This is a genomic window from Streptococcus sp. 449_SSPC (assembly GCF_001073005.1).
GTDB classification, from domain to species: domain Bacteria; phylum Bacillota; class Bacilli; order Lactobacillales; family Streptococcaceae; genus Streptococcus; species Streptococcus salivarius_F.
Map to the genome: position 1 here is coordinate 1 of NZ_JVGR01000017.1, position 25,169 is coordinate 25,169.

The following is a 25,169-nucleotide window of genomic DNA, read 5'->3' on the forward strand; positions in this document are numbered from 1 at the left end:
ATTGTCTGCGTCCGCTTCAGCATTAGCCTCAGAGTCAACTTCTGTAAGTACCTCAATTTCAGAGTCTGCATCAACAAGTGCGTCTGTATTAGAATCACAGTCTGTTTCAACCTCAGTTTCTGCGTCAGTCTCATCCAGCGTCTCAGCTTCAGCAAGTGCATCCGCATCAGTCTCTGCCTCAGTATCAACTTCAGTAAGTGTCTCAATTTCCGAGTCGCAATCAGTATCGAACTCAGAATCAGTTTCAGCGAGTGCATCAGTGTCTGAATCAGAATCTGTTTCAAACTCAGTATCACTGAGTGAGTCACTCTCAGTAAGTTCTTTGATTTCTAAAAGTGAGTTTGTATCGTTGAGCGAATCGCAGAGTGCAAGTGTATCTGCCTCAGAAACTGTTTCATCAAGCGTTTCAGTATCCGAGTCATCTTCTACATCAGCATCCTTGAGTGCCTCTGAAAGCACAAGTGCTTCAACAAGTATTTCAACATCATTGAGTACCTTAGCAAGTCTTTCAGCCTCAACAAGTGTATCTGAGTCATTGTCTACATCAGCGTCAGCAAGTACATCTGCCTCAGTTTCAACTTCAGTAAGTGAGTCAGTCTCAGAATCACAGTCTGTTTCATTCTCAGTAAGTGCTTCAATTTCTACAAGTGAGTCTGTATCGTTGAGCGAATCGCAGAGTGCAAGTGCATCTGCCTCAGAATCCGCTTCATCAAGCGTTTCAGTCTCAACAAGTGTATCTGAGTCACTGTCAGCGTTAGAGTCAGAATCAGTCAGCGTATCCGAGTCAGCCTCATTGAGCGCTTCAGTTTCAAATTCTGAAAGTGCATCAGTAAGTGCTTCAATCAGTGAGTCACAATCAGTATCGAACTCAGTGTCAGTTTCAGCGAGTGCGTCTATGTCTGAATCACAATCAGCCTCAGTAAGTTCTTTGATTTCTACAAGTGAGTCTGTATCGTTGAGCGAATCGCAAAGTGCAAGTGCATCATTGTCTGCCTCAGAAACTGCTTCATCAAGCGTTTCAGTATCAGAGTCAGTCTCTACATCGGCATTCTTGAGTGCCTCTGAAAGCACAAGTATTTCAACAAGTATTTCAACAAGTATTTCAACAAGTGTTTCAGAATCAACTTCTGAAGTGAAGGATCCTATGCACAAACATGGTAGCCAAGCGCTTCCTAAGACTGGTGAGGAAGACTCATCATTAGGTATGGCCTTGGGTGCCTTGGCAACTGCAACTGGTCTTGGATTTCTTGCCAAACGTAGGAAAAATGAAGAATAGGACGAAGACTATTCGTATTTCAGGATTGTAAAAGTCTTTACAATGCTCAGATAAGCACAATAAAAAACACCTTCATGTTAGATAACCATTCTAGCTAGGAGGTGTTTTTTGATTTGGAGATGTTGTCGTAGTTTCAAAATGGAACTGACCTTTTGAAATACTAATGACTACATACAAATAAGAGACCACTTGAACATGGTCTCTTATTTGTTGTCTTGCTCATTATCTTGTTTATACATGACTGTTCCCACTGTTACGAGAATAGTTAACAGAATCGGTACAACTCGAAAAACTCCCCAGTCAGGGTCATAGGCCAAAACGATAGAAGCTATATAAAAAACGATGCTTGTGTATAAGAAGTTTTTATTAGCTTTTTTACGCCCAACACCTGTAAAAATAGTTGCAATGATAAAACTAATCAAACTAGGTGCTAGGAAAATCATTATAACTATTCCCCAAGGATTTGACAGTCCTAAGAGCAAAAATAAGGCAAGATAAACGATAGCTAAATAAAAGGCGACTGCAAGGAGAATAGAAGCAAGCCTGTTGTCTGGAGAGTTCTTCTTAATGAGCTCTTGATTATTGACCTCTTGACCAGTCTGACCCTTATCTTGGCTTGTGTTGAAGTTTGTATGTTGTACTGACATCTTTCTCACCTACCCCTCTATTTGTTTCTAAATAGTTTAACTCTTTTCACCTTTATTATACTCCTTTTTCCTTGTTTTCAGCAGGGTAGATAGGTATTTGAACTATTTGTTATGATGATTTGTCGCTCTATAATCTAGTTTCTGTTCCCTTCGTTTTTGATGGAAAAGAGTATTTTTAATTAGCACTAGAGTGACCAAACTTGACCCTTTGACACCTCAGTAAGTAATGAATGGCTTAGATAGTTAGAATTTAGATTTTGTATGAGAAGATAGTCTAAAAAAGACACTATCTTGACAGACCTAATGGTTTGGTAAGGATGGTATTTTTTGTCGCTTTGAGAGAAGTACCTTAAGGATTTTGTGAATTTTCATTAGATTTCCTTGTAATCCCATTAAAAGAAGTCTCTTATCAATAATCATTCTAAATAGCCATAGAGTGTCAGTTATCTGTTTCTTAACGAACTAAAATGAGCATGTTTATAATTCTAAACACTCATTTAAAACTAATGTTATTAAAACAATAAAAGGACTTTTCTAAAAATTATGAAAATTTATCGAATCTTATTGAAAAAAAGCTTTCAATGATTTAGAATGAAGCTATAAATGGGAAAAAGGAGTCTTTTTATTATGGACAAAAAAGTACATTATAAAATGCACAAAGTTAAGAAACAATGGGTAACCATCGCAGTTACAGGGATGTCACTCGGTGCAGTCTCAGCGGTTTCTTTAGGAACTAACGACGGTGTCGTTCAGGCCGACGAACACACGGATGCTACTGTAGCCATCCCCGATATTACTGTTGATACGGGTACTGTATCTAACGATACAACGGCTGCTCAGGATCCAACTACAGCAGTTGCAGCGACAAACGATGTCGCAACTGATCAAGCCGCTCCAACAGCAACTTTCGATTTGACAACTGATACTACAAATACAGTTGCAGCGAATGCTGTTGATACGGCAGCGACAGTCGGTACTGATCGTGCGGCAACTACAACAGATACAACAGCAACCAATGATACAGCTGTTGATACGACAAATAACAACACTACAACTGACACAACAACAGTTACTGATCGCGCAGCGACACGTGAACGTCGTGCGACTGGTGCTCGACGTGGTCCTACAGGAGGCCGTCGTGCTACCCCAGTTAACGGCAATACTAACAATGCCAACAATACTGTCACAGTAGTAAACAACGACCTTCCAGCAACTAACAATGTCGTAACTGATGGTCCAAGTCACATCAAAACAATTGATGGAAAACAATACTACGTTGAAGATGACGGCACTATTCGTAAGAACTATGTCCTTGAACGTAACGGCGGAAGCCAATACTTCAACGCTGAAACTGGTGAATTGTCTAATCAAAAAGAATACCGTTTCGACAAGAACGGTGGAACAGGTTCATCAGCTGATAGCACAAACACAAACGTTACTGTAAATGGTGACAAGAATGCCTTTTATGGTACAACTGATAAAGATATCGAACTTGTTGATGGTTACTTCACTGCCAACACATGGTACCGTCCAAAAGAAATCTTGAAAGATGGTAAAGAGTGGACTGCTTCAACTGAAAATGACAAACGTCCATTGCTTACAGTTTGGTGGCCAAGCAAGGCTATCCAAGCGAGCTACCTCAACTACATGAAGGAGCAAGGTCTCGGTACCAATCAGACCTATACGTCATTCAGCTCACAAACTCAGATGGACCAAGCAGCGCTTGAAGTTCAAAAGCGTATTGAAGAACGTATTGCGCGTGAAGGTAACACTGACTGGTTGCGTACAACTATCAAAAATTTCGTGAAGACCCAACCAGGTTGGAATTCAACTTCTGAAAATCTTGATAATAGTGACCACTTGCAAGGTGGTGCCCTTCTCTATAACAACGATAGTCGTACAAGCCATGCTAACTCTGACTATCGTCTCTTGAACCGCACACCAACTAGCCAAACAGGTAAACGCAATCCTAAGTATACTAAGGATACAAGTAACGGTGGTTTTGAATTCTTGTTGGCAAATGATATTGACAACTCAAATCCAGCGGTTCAGGCTGAGCAGTTGAACTGGCTCCACTACATCATGAACATCGGTACTATCACTGGTGGTTCTGAAGATGAAAACTTTGATGGTGTTCGTGTCGATGCCGTGGATAATGTCAATGCTGACCTTCTCCAAATTGCTTCAGATTACTTCAAAGCTAAGTATGGTTCTGATCAAAGCCAAGAACAAGCTATTAAGCACTTGTCTATCTTGGAAGCATGGTCTCACAATGATGCCTATTACAATGAAGACACCAAAGGTGCTCAATTGCCAATGGATGACCCTATGCACTTGGCATTGGTATATTCACTCTTGCGTCCAATTGGTAACCGTTCAGGAGTTGAACCACTCATTTCAAATAGTTTAAATGACCGTTCTGAAGGTGGTAAAAACTCTAAACGTATGGCTAACTACGCCTTTGTGCGTGCTCATGACTCTGAGGTACAATCAATCATTGGTCAAATCATCAAAAATGAAATCAACCCTCAATCAACAGGGAATACCTTCACTCTTGATGAAATGAAGAAAGCCTTTGAAATCTACAACAGAGACATGCGTAGTGCTAATAAGCAGTACACACAATATAATATCCCATCAGCATATGCCTTGATGCTTACGCATAAGGACACTGTGCCACGTGTTTACTATGGAGACATGTACACAGATGATGGTCAATATATGGCTCAAAAATCACCATATTACGATGCTATTGAAACCCTCTTGAAAGGCCGTATCCGCTATGCAGCTGGTGGTCAAGATATGAAGGTTAACTACATCGGTTATGGTAATACGAATGGTTGGGATGCTGCAGGTGTCTTGACTTCTGTACGTTATGGTACAGGGGCTAACAGTGCTTCTGATGCTGGTACAGCAGAAACACGTAACCAAGGTATGGCAGTTATCGTTTCAAACCAACCTGCCCTTCGTTTGACAAGTAACTTGACTATTAACATGGGTGCGGCTCACCGTAATCAAGCTTATCGCCCATTGCTTTTGACAACAAAGGATGGTGTGGCTACTTACTTGAATGACAGCGATGCTAACGGTATTGTCAAATACACTGATGGTAACGGTAATTTGACATTTAATGCAAGCGAAATCCGTGGTATTCGTAACCCTCAAGTTGATGGTTACCTTGCGGTTTGGGTACCAGTAGGTGCTTCTGAAACTCAAGACGTGCGTGTGGCACCAAGTAAAGAAAAGAACAGCAGTGGTTTGGTTTACGAATCAAATGCTGCCCTTGATTCACAAGTTATCTACGAAGGTTTCTCTAACTTCCAAGACTTCGTCCAAGATTCATCACAATACACTAATAAGAAGATTGCTGAAAATGCAAACCTCTTCAAATCATGGGGTATCACATCATTCGAATTTGCCCCACAATACGTTTCAAGTGATGACGGTAGCTTCCTTGACTCAGTCATCCAAAATGGTTATGCCTTTACAGACCGTTATGATATTGGTATGAGCAAGGACAACAAGTACGGTTCATTGGCTGACTTGAAAGCAGCTCTTAAATCGCTCCACGCTGTAGGTATCTCAGCGATTGCTGACTGGGTTCCAGACCAAATCTACAACCTTCCAGGTGACGAAGTGGTCACTGCAACTCGTGTTAATAACTATGGTGAAACTAAAGACGGCGCAATCATCAATCATAGCCTCTATGCTGCTAAGACACGTACTTTTGGTAACGACTATCAAGGTAAATATGGTGGTGCCTTCATTGATGAATTGAAACGTCTTTATCCACAAATCTTTGACCGTGTTCAAATCTCTACTGGTAAACGTATGACTACTGACGAGAAAATTACACAGTGGTCTGCGAAGTACATGAATGGTACTAACATTCTTGACCGTGGTTCAGAGTACGTGCTTAAGAATGGTCTAAGTGGTTACTATGGTACAAATGGTGGTAAAGTTAGCCTTCCAAAAGTAGTCGGAAGCAACCAATCAACTAACAACGACAACCAAAACGGTGATGGTAGTGGTAAGTTCGAGAAGAGCTGGGGCAGTGTTTACTATCGTTATAACGATGGCAAACGTGCTAAGAATGCCTTCATCAAAGATAACGACGGCAATGTTTACTACTTTGATAACTCAGGTCGCATGGCAATCGGTGAAAAGACTATTGATGGTAAACAATACTTCTTCCTCGCTAATGGTGTGCAGTTGCGTGATGGTTATCGTCAAAACCGCAGAGGTCAAGTGTTCTACTATGACCAAAACGGTGTCTTGAATGCAAATGGTAAACAAGATCCAAAACCAGATAACAATAATAATGCATCAGGACGTAACCAATTCGTTCAAATTGGTAATAACGTTTGGGCTTACTATGATGGTAACGGTAAACGTGTAACAGGTCACCAAAACATTAATGGTCAAGAACTCTTCTTCGACAACAATGGTGTCCAAGTTAAAGGTCGTACCGTTAATGAGAACGGCACTATCCGTTACTATGATGCTAACTCAGGCGAAATGGCTCGCAACCGTTTTGCTGAAATTGATCCAGGTGTTTGGGCTTACTTCAATAATGATGGAGCAGCCGTAAAAGGTTCACAAAACATCAATGGTCAAAACCTCTACTTTGATCAAAATGGTCGTCAGGTCAAAGGTGCTTTGGCAAACGTAGATGGTAACCTTCGTTACTATGATGTAAACTCAGGTGAGCTTTACCGCAATCAATTCCACGAAATTGATGGTAGCTGGTATTACTTCGATGGTAATGGTAATGCTGTCAAAGGCATGGTTAATATCAATGGTCAAAATCTCCTCTTTGATAAAAATGGTAAACAAATCAAAGGTCATCTGGTTCGCGTGAACGGTGTTGTTCGTTACTTTGATCCAAATTCAGGTGAAATGGCAGTTAACCGTTGGGTTGAAGTAAGTCCAGGATGGTGGATTTACTTTGACGGTGAAGGCCGAGGTCAAATCTAATCGTTTCCAAACTGTATGAACCGAGACAACAGTCTCGGTTTTTATGGCGTAACTGGGTTTCCGTAAAGACTTAGATGTGGACTGTGAATAGTCAATTTAACCCGTTTCTTGAGTTAGTTGTGAAAATACCTCTGACTATTTGGTGCCAAGGATGACATCAAAATAACCTAATCCAAGTAACTATTATTAATGCATAATTTAATACGAGATAACTTTGAATTTAGGGATTTTCATTAAATGGTTCCAATCTATTGACGAAGCGTCAAAGTCAATCTATACTAGGAGTAAAGCCAGTTATTTATTGGTATTCCATAGTCGAGGACTAGGCACGGACCTTGTCTGTGCCATTCTCTTAGGTTGTTCCCTTACAACTGAGGTAAGGTTCTAGTCTTTCAAAGATGAGAAGTAGTTGTGATAGTTTATAGTCTATTTCTTATGAGAGTGTCTTTAGGGAGAGAAAACTCCATTAAAGACTCATCATTTAAGTTATCGGGGTAATCTCATTTTGATGTCACTTTCGTAAACTACTTGATAGATATTGCACATTAAAGCACTATTTTTTCACTTAGGGGTTAAAATGATTAAAGTTCTTACACCTTACTTGTAAAAATTCGATTCTCGTATTATAGTATATATAAGAGATATCAAAAATTTTAATCTTTGATAAGAACTTGTTAGCTTCTCTGAGGGAAAATGAAATCTTAATAGAAAAGATTTCCATGAGAACTTAGCAAGTAAAGGATTTTATTTCTCATAAAAAGAAGAAAGGGGGAGTATTTTTGAGAGCCTATAGGGAAGATGCGACTGAAGCAGCAGCAAGAACTGCCGAAGAGCATATTGCACATAAATCAGTGGACTCTGATTTAGTTGATACTATAGATCTTTCTAAATTATTGACTAACCCAAAAAGTCGCTCTGACCACGGTGCCCCCTCTCCATTAGATTTTGCCAGAGCTGACGAAGTTCTCTTTGATAATCATGCTCAATCGGAAACCGTAAGGATTCCATCCAAGCAGGAGATTATCTTTCAAGGAGCGGATTCGCTAACTCCAGATCCTGAAGTCATGGAAAACCATGTCTTCACAGGGACTAGGGATAGGAAGACTGGTTTAATCGAATGGGACAAGGACAGTTATACCTATCCTAAGATATCGGTACCAGTTGTCCAGGGCTATTTCGCTGACCAAAAGGAAGCGGGTTTTAACGTTGTCACGCCCTATGTGCCAACGGTAACGGAACATGTGACCTATAGGAAATTGGGACGCATTATCCCTGTGACAGAAGATGGGGAATATATTCCAGGTGCTTTGACTAAGCAGTATAACAATAACAAAAAAGATCCACGAAAGGCGGGTGAGACAGCAACACCAGCTGTTCAAGATTATATGACAGATATTAAAAGTGTAGTACCGAACAAACCAGGAGCCGACACTCCGGTTGTGTATCGTAAAATTTTCAAGAAAGCCAGCATCACTTATATTGATGAAACTACTGGTGCTTACTTGGTTAGTGACCAGTTGACCGGTGAATTGGGTGAAGCGATTGAATACGGGACAGCAACACGTATCAAGACTTTCAAGGACATGGGATATGACTTGATTCAGGACGAATTCCCTAAAGATGCCATTTTTGATGATAAAGATATTGATGATCAAGAGTGGTTCGTCCTCTTGCAACACGATGTTGCCAAGGTGGGACCTGACAATGAACAAGTCCCAGATACTCCAATCAATCCTAATAATCCAGATGGACCTAAGTGGCCATCTAAGTATGCTTACGAAAAAGAAGTAAGCTTCACAGTCTTTTACAGAAGTACAGATGGCAATGCTGATTTGCCAAATGCAGATGTGCAAAAGGCTTATTGGGTGCGTACTCTTACCTTCGACAAGGTTACAGGTGAGCTTGTTGATGAGACAGAGTGGTCTCCAAACAAAACCAAGTATTATGATATCTATGCACCAGTAGTTTTAGGCTATTTTGCGGATAGAGTAGAGGTTAAGGGTAGAGATGTTACTGAGGATAATATAGAAGAAACCGTTACCTACGTTCCACTTGGTAAGATCATTCCTATTGATGCGAATGGACGTTTGATTCCAAACGTGCCAACGCCAACCTTCAACAACGATGCTAATAACCCAACTAAGGTTAGTGAAACTCTTGTTCCTCACATTCCGGGTTACCGTCCAATGCAACAAAGTGTCATGCCTGAGAGCTTGACAGACGATATTCTTGTTGAGTACGCTCCAATCCTTGAAGATGTAACGCAACCAACCTTGCAAACTGTCTTCTTCAAAGGAGCTGGCGAAGCAACACCGTCTGTTAATATTCAGTCTGACTTCAGCTTCACTGGTAAGTACAACCAAGCAGAAGACACTTACACATGGGATCAAGACAGCTATACTTTCGCTAAGGTTAATGTTCCAGTTATCGAAGGTTACTTTGCGGACAAGGCAGTGGCTGGTATGCAGGTTGTTACCCCTGATAAACCCGAAGCAACAGATAGTGTTGCCTATAAAAAGCTTGGTAAGATTATCCCTGTTGATAGCTTTGGTAATCCAATCGCAGATGCAGAGCCAGTTCATTATGCTAATGATCCTCAAGATGCTACGCAAGTTATTGAGACACCAGCACCACAAGTTGCTGGCTACCAAGCTGAAAGTGAATTGGTATTGCCAATTGACCTCAGCATGGACCAAACCTTGGTTTACGAGCCAATCTTGGATGATATCACGCAAGATACGAAACAAACGGTTACCTTCCAAGGTGCAGGCTACAAAGATCCAGTTATCAACATCCAAGATAGCTTCAGCTTCCACGGTAAATTTAACCAAGTGGAACAAACAAGCACTTGGGATCAAGACAGCTTCACTTACGATGTTGTAGAAGTTCCAGTTGTAGATGGCTTCTATGCGGATAAACGTCAAGCTGGTGGTCTTGAAGTTCGCCCAGACCTTCCAGAAGTGGAAGATACAGTAACTTACACAGAGCTTGGTAAGATTATTCCAGTAGATGAGTATGGTACACCTATTGAAAATGCACCTACTCCAAGCTACAACAACGATCCTGAAGATCCAACCATGGCTATGGAAACAGTTGTTCCAGATGTTCTTGGTTACATTTCTGAAAAGGCCTTTATTACTCCAGAACACCCAGGTCAAGATACCAACGTGGTTTATGCTAAGGATGAGCAAAAAGCTATTATCCTTTACATGCATGAGCTTGATAAGTCAGAATTGACTCGTGATGTCGTCGTCGGAAGCTCAGGTGAAAAGATTGACTACTCTACTGATGAACAAATCGCAAACTTGCTTAAACAAGGTTACGAGCTCGTTAACGATGGTTATGCGGCAGCCTTTGACCACACTTACAATGGTGACTCAGACTTTGATCAAGTCTTCGAAGTTGTTCTTCGTGAACGTTTGGTTCTTATTGACCCAGATATGCCAGCACCAGTTGCAGGTGAAGTCGTAGATCCAAACGATGTTAATAGTCCAGTTTGGCCAAATAGCGTAGAGATGCTTGAAAACCGTGCCGATGTGACACGTACAATCCAGTATGTCTTCGAAGAAGGTGGTTTGGCTAGCGACGACTACGTTGAAGTTCTTGATTTCAAACGTTTGGCTAACGTTAACCTTGTGACAGGCGCTATCAATTATGAAGCATGGTCAAGTACTCAAGCTGGCTTCTCAGCTGTTCCTTCTCCAGAGGTTGTTGGATTTACACCAGACCGTATGGAAGTAGCTGAAATGACAGATGTTTCTGTAGAAACACCTGAAATCATGGAAGTAGTAACTTACCTTAAGGATGCTCAGAAAGCTACAGTTACTTATGTTGATGGCACAACTCGTAAGAAACTTGAAGTGGTTGACTTACTTGGTAAATCAGGCGAAGTTATCGATTACTCAACAATCGAGCGCATCAAGTACTATAGCGATCGTGGTTATACCCTCCTTGCAGATGGCTTCACAAACGGTGTTATCTTTGATGGTGATTCACATGTTGACCAAAACTTCATGGTTACCCTTCGTCATGGTACCGTTCAAGTAGGTCCAGATAACATCCAAGAAGCTGGTACACCAATTAACCCAGCAAATCCTGATGGTGCTAAATGGCCAGAACGTGAAAGCTATATCAAAGATGTAACCTTCACAGTTCTCTACACATCTAGCGATGGACAAGCAGAACTTCCTGCTAATAACATCCAAACCGCTCAATGGACACGTAGTTTGACCATTGATAAGGTTACAGGTGAAGAGCTTGGTTCAAGCTACTGGACTTCAAATAAAGGTCAGTTTGAAACAGTCATCACACCAGAAGTAGAAGGCTACAGCGCTGATAAGGATAAGGTTGAAGGTAAGACCGTTGGTCAACGTAACCTTGAAGAAACCGTTGTTTATATCCCGCTTACAGGTGATATCAATGGTAAACCTAAAGAAAACAAGGCAGACGATATCGTTGTTGAAGAGGTTCAAGACCTAGAAGTTCTCGACCAAGTCGAAGAACAAGTGGAATCTCATGAGGGACCAGTAACTTATGGACCAGGCGATGACTTTGAAGCACCTGTTTCAAGTCAAGCTGAGGGTAAAGGCTCTAAACACAAGATGCCAATTAATCTCTCAAATGAGGAAGAAGCAAGCAAAGGTAAGATTGAAGAAACCATCAATATCGCAGGCTTCACCGTATCGGTAACAGGCCTAGGACTTGGTCGCAACGGACGTAAGAAGAAAAATAAAAAAGATCACAAAGATCAAAAAGACAAATAATATAAAGACCTGAATGACTCAGGTATGCCCAGACAGAAAGAAAATCTCAAGTTGCATAGAGCACTTGGGATTTTTTTGTTGATTACCTAACTGAGATTTGTGGAAACTTAGCATTATAAATGTAAAAGAAGGTATCGAACATACGCTGGTATTGATAAAAGTGATGATAAAAACTATAATCTAGTTACAAGAGCTGTGCACTTAAATGCTCATTCCATTATTGTTAATGACTGGTTTTTCAATTCATGGTCGTTATAAAAAGAGGTACTATGTCTATTTCGTTTACTTATTGTGGCGTTGCATGTGGCGTCATTTCCATTGATAATCAATTTCATATTGGAATTGATCCTGACTTGTCTCCTAAAGGAACATCAGTTCAGTTTAAAGGATTTGTCTCCGAGAAACAAACTGATGTTCATAAGGATAAGTCTCTTCTTAGTAAAGTTGATGTATGGCTAATTACTCATGGGCATCAAGATCATTTGGATGATGTAGGGAAAGATTATTTGAAGAGTAAAACAGTCATTTCTCCTAATAAGAAAATCTTAAATGGCGTGTCATGCTTAAATAATAGTGTTTTAAAATGGGGAGAAGAACAATCATTTCAAGTCGCTGACTATTGTATCACCATTAAAGCACTACCGGCTTATCATGCCAGCAACTACATCATACGAAAGATTGTTGGTAAAGTGAATGGTTATCAAATATCAATTACAAGTTCGTCAGAAACTAAAGTCATTTATTTTACCGGTGATACTGTTTTGTACCCAGGTTTAACAAAAAATGTTCCTCAAAATATAGATGCTATATTTGCTAATTTAGGCGCTGTAAAATCAGGTTCATTCGGTGGACCATTTACCATGGACTTGAAGATGTTAAATCGAATGAAAGATCTCCTTCAACCTAAAAGGATTTATCCCATTCATATAGATGATTATAGTCATTACAAGACAACTAAAAAAGAAGTTGAAGCAGCAGGCTATAAGGTTTTAGCTGTAGGTGAGACCATCGATATATAATTAAGTAGAATAAAGACTTTACTTGCTTTGGTATGGGAGTTTTACGCCACAAAAGCAAATTAGCCTTTCCTTGTCAATGAGGGCATGATGGTTCAGGACAATCGAGTTTTGCTTGAATCTCGATGTGAGTATCAGTTTCAAAACGAGTGAAACAATGATATTTGGATCTGTAATTCCGATTAATTCTGTGGTATTCTTAATAAGTCTCATGAGTTCTTCCTAATGATGGTTTGGTCGCTTTTCGTTACAGTTCTTATGGGACTTTTTGTGTACATTCAAAAGCTCTATAACCTCTACAGTAGTTTTAACCACTACAGAAATTATAACGCCAAATAAAATCTCAAGTTGCATAGAGCACTTGGGATTTTTTTGTGGATTGTTTCTTATCTAAAATAAGATGTTTAAAGACTATCTCAGAACATTTTTTTATTAAAAATATGTAAAACTATTAACTCTGATTTTTTTCCGAAAAGATATTGATAAACTACAATTATAGTGAAAGGTACCTTCACTATAACAAGATATTCTCCAGATTGGGTTTCAGATTTTAAAACTTCCCCTTTTAATGCATATGCATGGGTGGAGTTTGATAATAAGCCTATTGGTGAAAGCATTAATTTATGAAATTTCAAAAGGTTCTATTCGTCAAAGGAAAACAAAATGATTAATATTACTAATTTAAATAAAACATACGATGACAAAGTTGTATTATCAAATATAACTTTTCAAGCTAATAAAGGTGAAATTACTGGTTTGATCGGACCTAATGGTTCTGGGAAATCAACCCTAATAAAAATACTATTAGGGTTGGAGTCAGCTGATAGTGGAAAGGCAACTATTTTAGGAACAACATATAGTGAGTTAGGAGTTGAGCCAATCTCAATAGTAGGAACTTTTTTAGATAGTTATCAACCTTATCCAAGTAGAACTGGTTATGAGCAATTAAGATGGATTGCACTTTCTTGTGGACTAAGTAAGCAACGTTGTACTGAATGTTTAGAAATTGTTGGATTAAAAGATGTTGGTAAGAAGAAAATCAAAGATTATTCTTTAGGAATGAAGCAAAGATTAGGCTTGGCAACAGCAATACTTGCAGACCCAGATATTTTGATTTTAGACGAACCTATTAATGGGTTGGACCCAGAGGGAATCCGTTGGTTAAGAGAGTTTCTCAAAGACTTTGTGAAACAAGGAAAAACAGTACTATTAACTAGCCATTATATGAGCGAACTTGAATTAACCGTAGATAGAGTTGTAGGTATTTCAAATGGTCATGTTGTTTTAAATGACAAACGTGAGCAAGTATTGAATCAATATGATAGTTTTGAAAATGCCTATTTTAGCTCTGTATACGAAAGGAGTAGTGTAAAATGTTAAGTCAAGTTATAAAGGGGTATTTATATAAATATAGCCATCTAACTTTATTTAAAATGGGATTTTTTATCTTAGTTGTAGTTAGTTTGTTTTTTTCATATCAAAATATTCAAGTCATTAATGCACTACACACCGGTGCTGCCAACTCAGTAAATATTGATCCAAATATAATTGAAACTCCCTATAGAACGGTGAGAGATGCTATTTTATCATCTCCTTATCAGGCAACCGTGTTATTTTTGCCTATATTATCAGCATTAATTCTAGCAACTGATTATCAATTTGGTGAGGATGAGTTTTCATCACTAATTTGTGCTAACTGGAAAATAAGGTTGTTTTCACAGATATTTAGTATAATTGTTATTTCAATAATGACGACCTTTACGTTGTTTTTATTAAATGCATTACTTCTAAAATTCATGTTAGTTAGTAAGTTACAAAGTATTCTGTCTATGGGCTTAATGCTTGATGTTTTCACTAGAATAGGAGCTTTTACAATTACACTTAATTTACTCTCTCTATTACTTGTAAAAATAACAAAAAGATCAATTCCTTCTTTGATTGTGATAGTTTTATTGTTAGTTTTTTCTTTATCAGGCATACTTAAGGCAATTTCACCTATTTTAGACAATTTATTACCTTTAATTGGGGCTAAGTCTTTTGCTTTTGGTAGGATCGAAGCCGGTCAGACAACTCAATTATATGGAGCGATTCTTCTATTATTTGAAACTTTCCTTACTATGATTTGTTTATTTTATTTAGAAAAAATAAAATGGGGGAAGAAGAATGAAAAGCCAATTGCATAGCTTATTTTATAAAAAATATAGTTTATTACCTATACAGGTTTATTTATTATTTCAGTTAGTATTTGTTATTATAATAAGTTTATTAAGATATCTAAAATTCGAAGTTAATGGAGATTCTCTCACTTTTAACAGTTCTGTTTTATTAACTATAATATCGTTCTCTTTTTTAGGGAATGGAGTTTTAAATGCAAGTGTAGAATTGAGGACACAAAGTTATAAGCAAGTTTACCTGAACAACGGAAGTAGGGTGAAGGCAACATTATACATATTATTAATAGATCTACTAGAATGTTTAACACAGTCAGTATTAGCAGGTTTAATAGTAATGATGTTTAGTCAGGGTATTCATAGTGAAGTAAATTTTTATTATTACTTGTTTGGTTCAGTTGTATACTTTTTAGCGGGTTACTCTTTTTCCTTTTTATTCGGTAATTCAATGATTGCACTTGCAATTTTGCTATTATTTCCTATACTCGTGTTGCCTTTTATAGATAGGGTTTTACCAATAGCTTCAAGTATAATAATATATGATTTAGTTTTTCAGCTAATACATACAAACTATTCTATAATGCGTTTTATTGTATTTATAATTTGGCTTTTTGGATTATTCTTTACGAGTTATTGCCTTATTAGAAAGGAATTTTTAAAGTAAGTCAAATAAAGATTGTTTTTTTAGATGAGACAACATCGAATTTAGATAGATTGACTGAAAAATAGATACAAGACTTTGGAGCACATATTCTGTTACTTAAAAATGAGCATTATTGAGATTTGGTAGAAAGTCAATTTATTGAACTATCAATTATATGCTAATTTTGAAATGTATTTTCGATTTTTAATTATGTTACAATATATTCAAAACGTACGAGGAAAAAAATGGTAAAGTCTAAAATTCTAGTTATTGACGATGATTTAAAAATTTTAAGATTGATTAAGAATATTCTGGAGAAAAACTCCTATGTAGTTGAAACTAGAAATTCTGTTAAAGATATTAACCTATGTGACTTCATAGGATTTGATTTGATTTTACTGGATATAATGATGCCAGTGAGTGGTATTGACATTTGTAGTAGTATCAGAAGTCAGATTCAAACACCCATAATTTTTATAACTGCTAAAAACCTTGAAGAAGATATTGTTGAAGCTATTGGAATAGGTGCAGATGATTTTATTACCAAACCATTCGGTATGAAGGAGTTGGTTGCAAGAGTCAAAATGCATATTAGAAGAGATAAAAGGCTACTTTCTGTCGGAGATACTGAGACTAGTGGTTTACTTCAATTTGATAGGGTAGGAAAGGAATTAATAGTAGACGGTAATAGTATTTCTCTTTCGAGAAGGGAATTTAATTTATTATATTTGTTGTTTACCTATCAAACTAAAATCTTTAGTGTAGAGGAGCTTTATGAATATTTGTACCCTCAAAGTTCAGAAGTTCAGTACCGAAGTATTACAGAGTATATCTATCAGATTCGACAAAAATTGAAACCTTATGGTATTGATCCAATTAAAACTCTTTGGGGTGGGGGATATAAATGGCAAAATCAATAACATTAAAGCAGTTGATAAGAGCAACTTATTTGAAAATTATTTTTCAATTTTTGTTATGCATTTGTTTTTTTTACATTATTCCTGCCCTATTTACAGCGGTTGAAGGAATTAATGCTAACAATGTGAATAGCTTTACTATGTTTTTTAGTGTTAGCTCGTGGATTTATCTTTGTGTCATTTTAGTTGTTATAATTGTAAGAAATGTACAAAAACTTCTATATGAAATTCAGAGAGAGATGAAGACAGTATATGAACAAAGCTTATATTCAGACAATAACAAATACTCTAAGCCACTAAGGTTATTTGAATTTATTGAGACAAAAGAACATATTATGAAGATGCAGGATAAAATTCAAAAGATGCTTGAAAAAGAGAAGAAACAAAAGCAAGAGCTAATGTTCAGAGTGTCTTCCGCAGCACATGATTTAAAAACACCTCTAACAATAATTTCAGGTAATGCTGAGTATCTTCAGACATTTGATTTGTCTCCTGAGTTAACTCAATGCTTATTAGATATCGAATCTTCAAGTCAACAGCTAGATAATTATTTTAATCAATTTATTCAATATTCAAAAACATTTTATAAAGATAATATCAATAAAGAGCATATTACTTCGGAGCAGCTTGCGTCATGTTTGATTAGAGAATTAACTCCTCTGACAACTGGAACTTGTGTTTTAAATGTATTGAATGAAACCCCATCTGATACTACTATTCATATTGACTTAGTATTATTCTTAAGAGCAATTACTAATCTAGTGAATAATGCAATGTCCTATAGTCAATCAATGATGCCAAAGATAGTTATAAAATTATCTTCTAAGCAAAATAAGATTGTTTTATCGGTTTGGAACGATGGCTCAAGGTTCTCAGCTAATATGATTGATAATGTAGGATCGCTCTTTTACCAAGATAATCAGTCAGGAAACGACTCTCAAAATCACCATTTTGGAATAGGGTTATCTTTTGTAAAAAGAGTCGTAGAACTTCATGATTGGGAACTGAAACTTTCTAATGAAAATAATGGAGCTATGGTTACAATTTATATTTAGTAATATTTTTTAAGTTGAGATATTTAGCTAGTTTATATCTGTTCACTTGTGGTAACATCACTTCTATACTACAATATAGGAAAACAACCACAAAAGGAGTATGCCATGCCGACAGAATATGAAAAAATGATTGCGGGTGATTTTTATAAGCCTAGCGACCCTGAGTTACGTGCCCTAGCAGCTAAATCGAGAGAAAACCAAATGGCCTTTAATGCGGAACCTGACCGTCTCAAGAGAGCTGAAATTGTCAAATCTTGGTTTGGTTCGACTGGTGAAAATCTTGCCATGAATCCTCAGTTCGTTACGGATTACGGTGTTAATATCTATATCGGTGAAAATTTTTATTCTAACTGGAACTTGACTATGCTAGACGTCTGTCCTATCAGGATTGGTGACAATGCCATGATTGGCCCTAATTGTCAGTTTTTGACGCCCTTACATCCGCTTGATCCAACCGAGCGTAATTCAGGCCTTGAATATGGGGCTCCAATTACTATCGGTGATAATTTCTGGGCTGGTGGAGGCGTGACCATCCTTCCTGGCGTTACCCTAGGGGATAATGTAGTAGCTGGGGCAGGCGCTGTTGTGACTAAGTCCTTCGGTGATAATGTGGTTCTAGGTGGAAACCCTGCGCGTGTTATTAAGGAAATTCCTGTAAAGAAAGACTAAATGAAGCAACTCAAGGATTTAAGTTCTTGAGTTTTTCTATTTTTTGAAAGAATCTATTGACTTGAGTTAATAATTCTACTATACTGTTAATCGCTAGTTAGCTAACAATAGAGTTAAGGAGTTGTTTTTTGGACCATTTTGGACGCTTGTTGAAGCAAGCCAATAACAATATGATGCGCCACTTTGATCAGTTTGCTAGGCAGTATGATTTGACTGGAAATCAGATGGCCATTATCGATTTTATAACCAATCATGCTAATCATGAGGTATTTCAACGTGACATTGAGCATGAATTTGAGATTCAGCGTTCGACAACGACAGTTCTCTTACAGCGGATGGAGAAAAAAGGCCTTATCGAACGACATACCTCAGCGAAAGACGCTAGGCAAAAAGCGGTTGTTTTAACGGATAAGGCAGTAAAAATCGCGTCTGCCTGTCAATCCTATCTTCGAAAAGAAGAGGAAGAGTTTGCCCAGCAATTTTCATCTGAAGAGAGAGAAGTCTTTCTTAAAATCTTACAACACTACCACAATATTTAAGTTTATCTAGGAGGAACAAATACTCATGTCAGACGAAAAAATCTCCACCAAGATCCTATGTGCCATCTTTGCGACAGGAATCCTTTCTTTTTGTGGAGTGGCTGGTGAAACAGCTATGAATATCACCTTTCCCATATTGATGAAGGCATTTTCGGTTAATACGTCAACAGTACAGTGGGTTACAACCATCTACCTATTAGTCGTTGCTTGCGTGGTGCCCTTATCTGCCTATCTCAAGCGTTCATTCAAGATGAAAACCATCTTTCTTGTCGCAAACCTCTTGTCTATCTTAGGTGTTCTCATCGACTTTATAGCGCCTAGTTTTAGCTTTGTTGTTTTGGGACGATTGGTTCAAGGGATGGGTGTTGGTTTTGCCCTACCTCTCATGTTTAACATCATTTTGGAGCAGGTGCCAAGTCGTAAGATTGGTCTCATGATGGGAGTTGGGACACTGATTACAGCAGTTGCACCGGCGATTGGACCAACTGTTGGTGGACTTTTGACAGCGCATTTTGGTTGGCGTTCTATCTTCCTCATTCAGTTTCCTATTCTCTTGGCTTCACTGATTGCAGGGCTTCGCTCGATTGAGCAAAAGAGTGAGGTTAAACGTGAATCTTTAGATATCCTCAGTCTAGTGGCTACCATCTTTCTTTTCTTGGGACTGATTTTAGGTCTTCATGGGGTTGCTGAACATGCCTTCTTCAGCTTCTCAGTCTTAGGTTGGCTTTTGATTGGGATCTTAGGTCTTGTCATTTTGATTTGGCGTTCTACAACATTAGAAAATCCCATCATCAACCTCTCTATTTTGAAAAATCGTAAACTGACAGGTCATATCATCGCTTTCTTTTCTTTTCAATTGGGTTCCCTTGCGATGAGTTTCCTCTTGCCAAACTATGTGCAGTTGGTTAACCACTCTAATACCACTCTCGCCGCCCTGATGCTTCTCCCAGGGGCATTGATTGGTGCTGGGTTTGCTCCTTTCTCAGGTATTATTCTTGATAAAATGGGGGCTCGTAAACCAATTTTGATTGGAGCTAGTCTGATTGTCCTTGCTCAGCTGCTCTTTACCCTGTTTGGTCTCTCGCTTTCAAATACTTTAATCCTCGTCTTTTACATGATTTTTATGACGGGGCTTGGAGTTGCTTTTGGTAATGTCATGACTAATGGACAGAAACAATTGTCACTTGATCAACGCGCTGATGCCAATGCCATTTTTAATACGCTCCAACAATTTGCAGGAGCAGTGGGAACAACCCTAGCCTCTCTAATTGTTGCTATGAGTCAAGCTAATAACAAGATTGACTTTGCGCAAGCAACAGCACAAGGAAGTCGAAATGGGTTTAGGGTTTTACTTGTTTTAGCAGTATTCCAACTTATTGTACTTGTGAGCGTCGTCAAAAAGAACGATTAATAATTAAATTGAAGCAAAGGAAACATGCTTTCCCTTGCTTTTTTCTTTCCTTAAGCGAACTACTAATTTTACTGCAAATTTTAGTGTTAGTTTAAGGATTATGACTTATAATAAGTTTAAAGAAAAAAAGACCTTTCGTTGTAGATACGAGGAAGAAGGAGAGACTATGCCTTTACTAAAGAAAATTCGTCCCGAACAACCACTAAAGAATCTGAGGTGGTTTGATATCGGTATTGTTACGCTCATTATGTTTGGACAGTTTATTGTCCGTTCGACTGAAATATATTTGGCAAGTTTGGCTCCGACCGTAGCGACAACAGTTACCGAGACGTCAACAAATACAGCCAGTGAAGGAGCAGGCTATTCAAGTAATTTCACCTTGCAGATTATTCTCCTAACCTTAGCGATTATATATCTCTGGATACGTCATTTTGACTTTAAACAATTACCTATACGCCTAAAGTGGTCTGTTCTCTTTTGGGTACCTTTTATTTTTGCTATCATGGGCTTATTTGCCGATATGGTGAGCACTTTGTCAGGTCAGTATAATTACTTTAGTCCTCAGGTTCTAGCCTTTATTAGCCCTATGGCTGTGATTGATAAGTTTATGGCCTTATCGCCTATGGCTATTGCCTATGCACTACTCAACGGTTTCTACGAGGAATTTTTCTTCTTAGGGCTCTTGACCTCAGTAAAGGACAAGTATAAATGGTGGGTCTTGGTCTTTTCAACCATTGTCCGTGTGTCCTTCCATACCTATCAGGGCATGCTATGGGCTCTGGTTATCGGTGTGGTCTTTGGTCTATTCTATTATTTTCTTTATAAATACAAGGTTAAAAACCTCCTTCCATTCTTCTTAGCCCATGCTTTAGCGGATATGTTTGGCTCAAGCCTCATTTATCTCTTGGTCAACTGGAATTATTAGTAAAACAACTCCCCTCGTTTAAGTACGAGAGGAGTTGTTGTACTCAATTAACCCAAGAAAAACTCTAAACGAATAGCCGATTGTAATGATTATTGATTAGGAAATGATTTGATTTTTATTAAAAATATGAGATAATAGATTTGGACTAATTTTTAAACAGCAATTTTAGAGGGAGACAATGATGTCAAAACGACTATTTTCGGATGAGCTGAATGCCCCCAAACCCCTTAAGGAGCTTTTCTGGGAAAATGCGGAAAAAGCTCGTATGGGGGAATTTTGGAAAGACAAGAAGAGTTACAAAGAGCTTTCAGAAGCTACGGGGATTCCGTCAGGAAGTCTTCGGATGCTTTTTATGAACAAGCCTAAGGGAAATATTCCAAAGATTGTAACCATTACTAACGGTCTGGCAAAGGTGACTGGGAAAAACATTACACTTGGGAAGCTCTTAGCTCGAGATAATCAGCATGAGGGTTTTGAGTTTCCAAGAGATCCTGATCAGGTCACCCAGAACTTGTGGCACAACATTCGCAAGAAGCTGGAAATCACGGAAGATATGACTGAGGGGGAAGTCAGAGAACGCATGACAGCCTTTGTAGTCTCATCTGGTATGGCTCAAACCAACTATAACCTGATCAATCAAACAGGAACGGTATCGCTTGATACTTTGGAAAAATTTTCCAAAAGACTTAGAGTCGAGCCTTATGAATTGTTGGCAACTATAAGACGAAGGGAGATTGTTGATAAGGTTGAAGGTCCTATTCCTAAGGAAAATGTTAGCGACTCTCACATTGATATTGGCAAGCTTAATACTTTCATTAAATCACAACCTTACTCGCCCAATGGTCAAGAGGTGGCATCTGCAGACTTAAGCCCACAGAATCTCTATCATTATTATGCCAAGGGAAATGTCGGAGATATGCCCATAAAAACAGCCTATAAGTTTAAAAGACTAGTGGATATTTATGAAGCAGAATATGGTATTCTTGAACCTTCAAGCAGAGTTTTAGATGTTAAGGAATTGGAAAAATTCCTTTATAGCGGTATGATCACCGGTTATGCCATTTCTAAGACAGGGTTGATGAATGCGACCAATGGAAATCTCTATATCAAGGGCAAACGTCCTATCGAATCTATGCAATTGGATCGGGCCTTCGGTCTCTATAAACACCTAAAAAGACTGAAAAAGGACTAATAAATTCTTTACCTAACAAAAAGCCCAAATCAATAGTTTGATTTGGACTTTTTGTTTGTCGTTTATCTGTATGACGAATGAGAATAATTTTAGTCGATTTGCGGACTTATCTTACAATTGCTTCACACGTCCATTTTCATCAAAGTGGTAAGTCACACCATTGATGGTACGTGTTTGGTTGGTGACGAGCTCACCAGAGTTTTCATCGTAATAACGAGTTCCCTTGTAGTCTGTAACGAAATCACCCTTCACTTGTTTCCCTTCATAATCAAAGTAGAGGTGTTGACCATTGACGACTTGATCGAAGAGGAGGGCCTTGCCATCCTTACCGAAGTAGTACCAGTGTCCATCTGCATAGATGAATTGGTTAGTTACAGCAGCTCCAGTTTCAGCGTCGAAGTAGTAAGTTGGGTTGTCTTCTGCTCTATTTGGGAAGGAAATATAAAAGTAAGGTCTAGCTAATTGTCCACGAACTTGTTCGTGCGTTTCGTATTTGTTCATTGGATTGTTAGAGAAGAAATAAAGCTTACCATCAATTTCTTTAAGGCCCTTTGCTTTTTTTCCGTCTTCCTCTATATAGTACCAACGACCATAAGATTTAACAAAACCAGTTTTTTTCACAGCTTCGCCAGTTTCGTCATCATAGTAAGGTGGCTCTTGGTATACGTTAAAGGAACCACGAAGAACTCTACCATATCGACCAACATAGTAATCCTTACCATCAATAGTTATATTCCCAGTTCGTCCATTACTGCTAATGTAGTATAAATCGTCACCAATCTTAATAAACTGATCACGAGGGAGTTCTTTTCGTGCTCCACTATCTTTATCGTAGTAGTAACCATCTAGAACAGTATCTTTAGCTTGTACACCATTATAGTCAAAGTAGACGTGTACCCCATCGATGGTTTGTGAGCCTTTAAGGATATTACCTTCTGCATCTGCATAGTACCATTTACCATCATGGCTAAAGTATTGACCTTTTACAAGAGCTCCAGAATTTTTATCATAGTACTTAACTGGGCTAGTATAGGAGTTTGCTTTAACCGCATGCCCATTACTATCGGTAAATTCTCCTTTAATTTGATTACCATAATATGGATCAAAGTGAACCTGTACCCCGTCGATGGTTTGATCGCCTTTAAGGATTTTTCCTTCTCCATTAAGATAGTACCAGTTATCGTTGATGTAAACGTAGCGATTGGTACCAAGGTCTATTTTAGCACCAGAATCTTTGTCGTAGAAGTAGCCATCATTACCAAAGACACCTTTGGCTTGTTTACCATCATAAGGGTCAAAGTATACAGGAACATTGTTAATGGTTTGAGAACCTTTAAGCCGTTTACCGTCATTGCCTACGTAGTACCAGTCTTTGTCGACTTGGACATAACTATTGATTACGAGAGCACCAGTAGTACTGTTATAATATTTTTTGTTACTTGCGAAATTTCCCTTAACCTGAGCGCCAGTTTTTTCGTCAAAGAAGTATTCAATGTTGTCGATGACGGTCGCTCCTTTAATAGCCTTACTATCTGCTCCAATGAAGTAGGTCTTGTCATTAACGGTAACGAAACGATTAGTAACTAAAGTTCCAGAGTCTTTATCGTGAAATTGATTTTTATAGTCAAAATCTCCTTTAACTTGTTTACCTCCATATTCAAAATAAACGTGAGCTCCATCAATAATGTGTTCACCGGTTAAAATTTTTCCATCGTTACCGACATAGTACCAATTGTCTCTGATTTGAACATAACGATTGGCACCAAGATCAACACGATTTCCGTCCTGATCGTAAAAGTAACCATCGTCAGCAAAATTGTCGAAAACCTGGCTTCCCTCGTAGGTATCGAAGTAGACTTGTTTACCGTCAATTGTTTGAGGACCAGTTAACCGAATTCCTTGGTCGTTAACATAATAACGTTCATTTCGATGTTTGTAAGGATTATAAGCGATAACATATTGATTGGTGGCAAGAGCACCAGTATCCTTATCGTAGTATCGAGATTTATTATCCCCCTCATCTTTGACAAAATATCCTTTGACTTGAGCTCCGTATTGTCGGAAGTAAACCTTAACACCATCGATGGTTTGTGGTCCCTTTAAAATAGCACCATCATTTCCAGCATAGTACCATTCCCCGTTTAATTCGAAATAGCGGTTTGTTCCGAAATCCACTTGTTTACCATATTTGTCATAATAACGGCCATCAGGAGCAAAATTGTTTTTAATTAGTTCACCATACTGCTCAAAATAATACCACGCTCCATTAACTTCTTTAGAACCAATTGCCTTATTACCATTTTCATCAACGTAATAGGTTCTACCATATTCTTCAACAAATTTATTAGTAACAAGAGCACCAGAGTCTTTGTCATAATAGTGACCGTCCCAGCCAAATCCCCCTTTAACCTGAACACCGCCTGGATTGAAGTAGACCTTAACGCCATCAATAGTTTGTGGTCCAGTCAGGTCTTTACCGCTAGCATCTTTGTAATGCCAGTAGCCTTGGTCGTCGCTATAGTATTGACCACCAGTGACGTTTGTTTCATTAGGTACTGAAGCTGTCTCGCTGGCAGCTCGGTCTGTAGTTACGGCTTCACGTGTTTGGCCTGCAACTGATTCTGTAGGAGTTTGGCTTTCGTTTGCAGTTGTTGAGGCAGTTTCACTGACAACTTCAGAGCTTGCAGCAGAAGTTGTGGCTTGTTCTGAGACATTTGTAGTGCTTTGAGTGGTGCCTAAATTTTCAGTAGTAGCAGGAGCTTCGACAACCTTAGTTTCTACGAGGTCTGCGGTAGTTTCCACATTTGCAGTGGTAGTAGCGTTCACATCAAGGTTTGATGAGTTATCAGCTTTAGCTTCCTCAGCGAAGGCAGGCTTTGCGATGAGGGCAAAACCTGCAAGAGCAGTTGCACATGAGAATGCAATCAGACGTTTTTTGGACTTAGGTCCAGTAAAATTAGAATGTACT

16 protein-coding genes and 2 pseudogenes are annotated in these 25,169 nt (G+C 38.4%); 14 read left to right on the plus strand and 4 right to left on the minus strand.

Translation table 11 applies throughout. The features are described from left to right. Positions 1 to 1,071: pseudogene (locus tag ADH51_RS10200) on the minus strand (hypothetical protein); the annotation flags it as partial. On the opposite strand from ADH51_RS10200, the gene ADH51_RS10205 reads away from it, so the two are divergent. Then, on the plus strand, positions 1,052 to 1,276 hold the full coding sequence (locus tag ADH51_RS10205) for an LPXTG cell wall anchor domain-containing protein (RefSeq protein ID WP_225998700.1): 225 nt from the start codon (positions 1,052 to 1,054) through the stop codon (positions 1,274 to 1,276). The pseudogene ADH51_RS10200 and the gene ADH51_RS10205 sit on opposite strands and share 20 nt — an antisense overlap. A 203-nt stretch (positions 1,277 to 1,479) precedes the next feature. On the opposite strand, the gene ADH51_RS02995 is transcribed toward ADH51_RS10205, so the two are convergent. Continuing rightward, positions 1,480 to 1,923, minus strand: a complete 444-nt coding sequence (locus ADH51_RS02995) for a hypothetical protein (RefSeq protein ID WP_048674291.1) — start codon at positions 1,921 to 1,923, stop codon at positions 1,480 to 1,482. A gap of 627 nt (positions 1,924 to 2,550) precedes the next feature. Here ADH51_RS02995 and ADH51_RS03000 point away from each other — a divergent pair. The 3 genes from ADH51_RS03000 (at position 2,551) to ADH51_RS03010 (ending at position 12,682) form a co-directional block, all read left to right on the plus strand. Further along, positions 2,551 to 6,900 carry a glycoside hydrolase family 70 protein gene (locus ADH51_RS03000; RefSeq protein WP_082160353.1) on the plus strand — a complete coding sequence of 1,450 codons (4,350 nt, stop codon included), beginning with the start codon at positions 2,551 to 2,553 and terminating at the stop codon, positions 6,898 to 6,900. Between the two features lie 779 nt (positions 6,901 to 7,679). Then, positions 7,680 to 11,663, plus strand: coding sequence for a mucin-binding protein (locus tag ADH51_RS03005; RefSeq protein ID WP_048674292.1), 3,984 nt, complete (start codon positions 7,680 to 7,682; stop codon positions 11,661 to 11,663). 269 nt (positions 11,664 to 11,932) lie between these two features. Then, complete coding sequence (locus ADH51_RS03010; RefSeq protein ID WP_048674294.1) at positions 11,933 to 12,682, plus strand: MBL fold metallo-hydrolase; 750 nt, start codon at positions 11,933 to 11,935, stop codon at positions 12,680 to 12,682. A 76-nt stretch (positions 12,683 to 12,758) separates the two neighbouring features. On the opposite strand, the pseudogene ADH51_RS10145 reads toward ADH51_RS03010, so the two are convergent. Beyond that, positions 12,759 to 12,892 (minus strand): annotated as a pseudogene (locus ADH51_RS10145) (ISL3 family transposase); the annotation flags it as partial. Positions 12,893 to 13,342: 450 nt separating this feature from the next. Here ADH51_RS10145 and ADH51_RS03020 point away from each other — a divergent pair. The 10 genes from ADH51_RS03020 (at position 13,343) to ADH51_RS03065 (ending at position 22,201) form a co-directional block, all read left to right on the plus strand. Continuing rightward, positions 13,343 to 14,059 carry an ABC transporter ATP-binding protein gene (locus ADH51_RS03020; protein ID WP_048674296.1) on the plus strand — a complete coding sequence of 239 codons (717 nt, stop codon included), beginning with the start codon at positions 13,343 to 13,345 and terminating at the stop codon, positions 14,057 to 14,059. After that, positions 14,053 to 14,862: a hypothetical protein gene (locus tag ADH51_RS03025; RefSeq protein WP_048674297.1), complete on the plus strand. Its 810-nt coding sequence runs from the start codon at positions 14,053 to 14,055 to the stop codon at positions 14,860 to 14,862. Before ADH51_RS03020 ends, ADH51_RS03025 begins: the two co-directional genes overlap by 7 nt. After that, the gene (locus ADH51_RS03030) at positions 14,843 to 15,514 is read left to right on the plus strand and encodes a hypothetical protein (protein WP_048674299.1); all 672 of its coding nucleotides are present in this window, start codon (positions 14,843 to 14,845) and stop codon (positions 15,512 to 15,514) included. Before ADH51_RS03025 ends, ADH51_RS03030 begins: the two co-directional genes overlap by 20 nt. Before the next feature lie 224 nt (positions 15,515 to 15,738). Further along, on the plus strand, positions 15,739 to 16,413 hold the full coding sequence (locus ADH51_RS03035; RefSeq protein WP_048674301.1) for a response regulator transcription factor: 675 nt from the start codon (positions 15,739 to 15,741) through the stop codon (positions 16,411 to 16,413). Next, positions 16,398 to 17,465, plus strand: coding sequence for a sensor histidine kinase (locus ADH51_RS03040; RefSeq protein ID WP_037600667.1), 1,068 nt, complete (start codon positions 16,398 to 16,400; stop codon positions 17,463 to 17,465). Before ADH51_RS03035 ends, ADH51_RS03040 begins: the two co-directional genes overlap by 16 nt. 105 nt (positions 17,466 to 17,570) lie before the next feature. Then, on the plus strand, positions 17,571 to 18,134 hold the full coding sequence (locus ADH51_RS03045; protein WP_048674304.1) for a sugar O-acetyltransferase: 564 nt from the start codon (positions 17,571 to 17,573) through the stop codon (positions 18,132 to 18,134). A 128-nt stretch (positions 18,135 to 18,262) separates the two neighbouring features. Continuing rightward, positions 18,263 to 18,673: a MarR family winged helix-turn-helix transcriptional regulator gene (locus ADH51_RS03050; protein WP_053091503.1), complete on the plus strand. Its 411-nt coding sequence runs from the start codon at positions 18,263 to 18,265 to the stop codon at positions 18,671 to 18,673. Between the two features lie 25 nt (positions 18,674 to 18,698). After that, positions 18,699 to 20,084, plus strand: a complete 1,386-nt coding sequence (locus ADH51_RS03055; protein WP_048674306.1) for an MFS transporter — start codon at positions 18,699 to 18,701, stop codon at positions 20,082 to 20,084. A 166-nt stretch (positions 20,085 to 20,250) separates the two neighbouring features. Then, the gene (locus tag ADH51_RS03060; RefSeq protein WP_048674308.1) at positions 20,251 to 21,009 is read left to right on the plus strand and encodes a CPBP family intramembrane glutamic endopeptidase; all 759 of its coding nucleotides are present in this window, start codon (positions 20,251 to 20,253) and stop codon (positions 21,007 to 21,009) included. 181 nt (positions 21,010 to 21,190) lie between these two features. Further along, positions 21,191 to 22,201: a hypothetical protein gene (locus tag ADH51_RS03065; RefSeq protein WP_048674309.1), complete on the plus strand. Its 1,011-nt coding sequence runs from the start codon at positions 21,191 to 21,193 to the stop codon at positions 22,199 to 22,201. A gap of 111 nt (positions 22,202 to 22,312) precedes the next feature. Here ADH51_RS03065 and ADH51_RS03070 read toward each other — a convergent pair. Beyond that, a partial coding sequence (locus ADH51_RS03070; protein WP_065427693.1) for a glucosyl transferase occupies positions 22,313 to 25,169 on the minus strand: 2,857 nt, incomplete at its 5' end.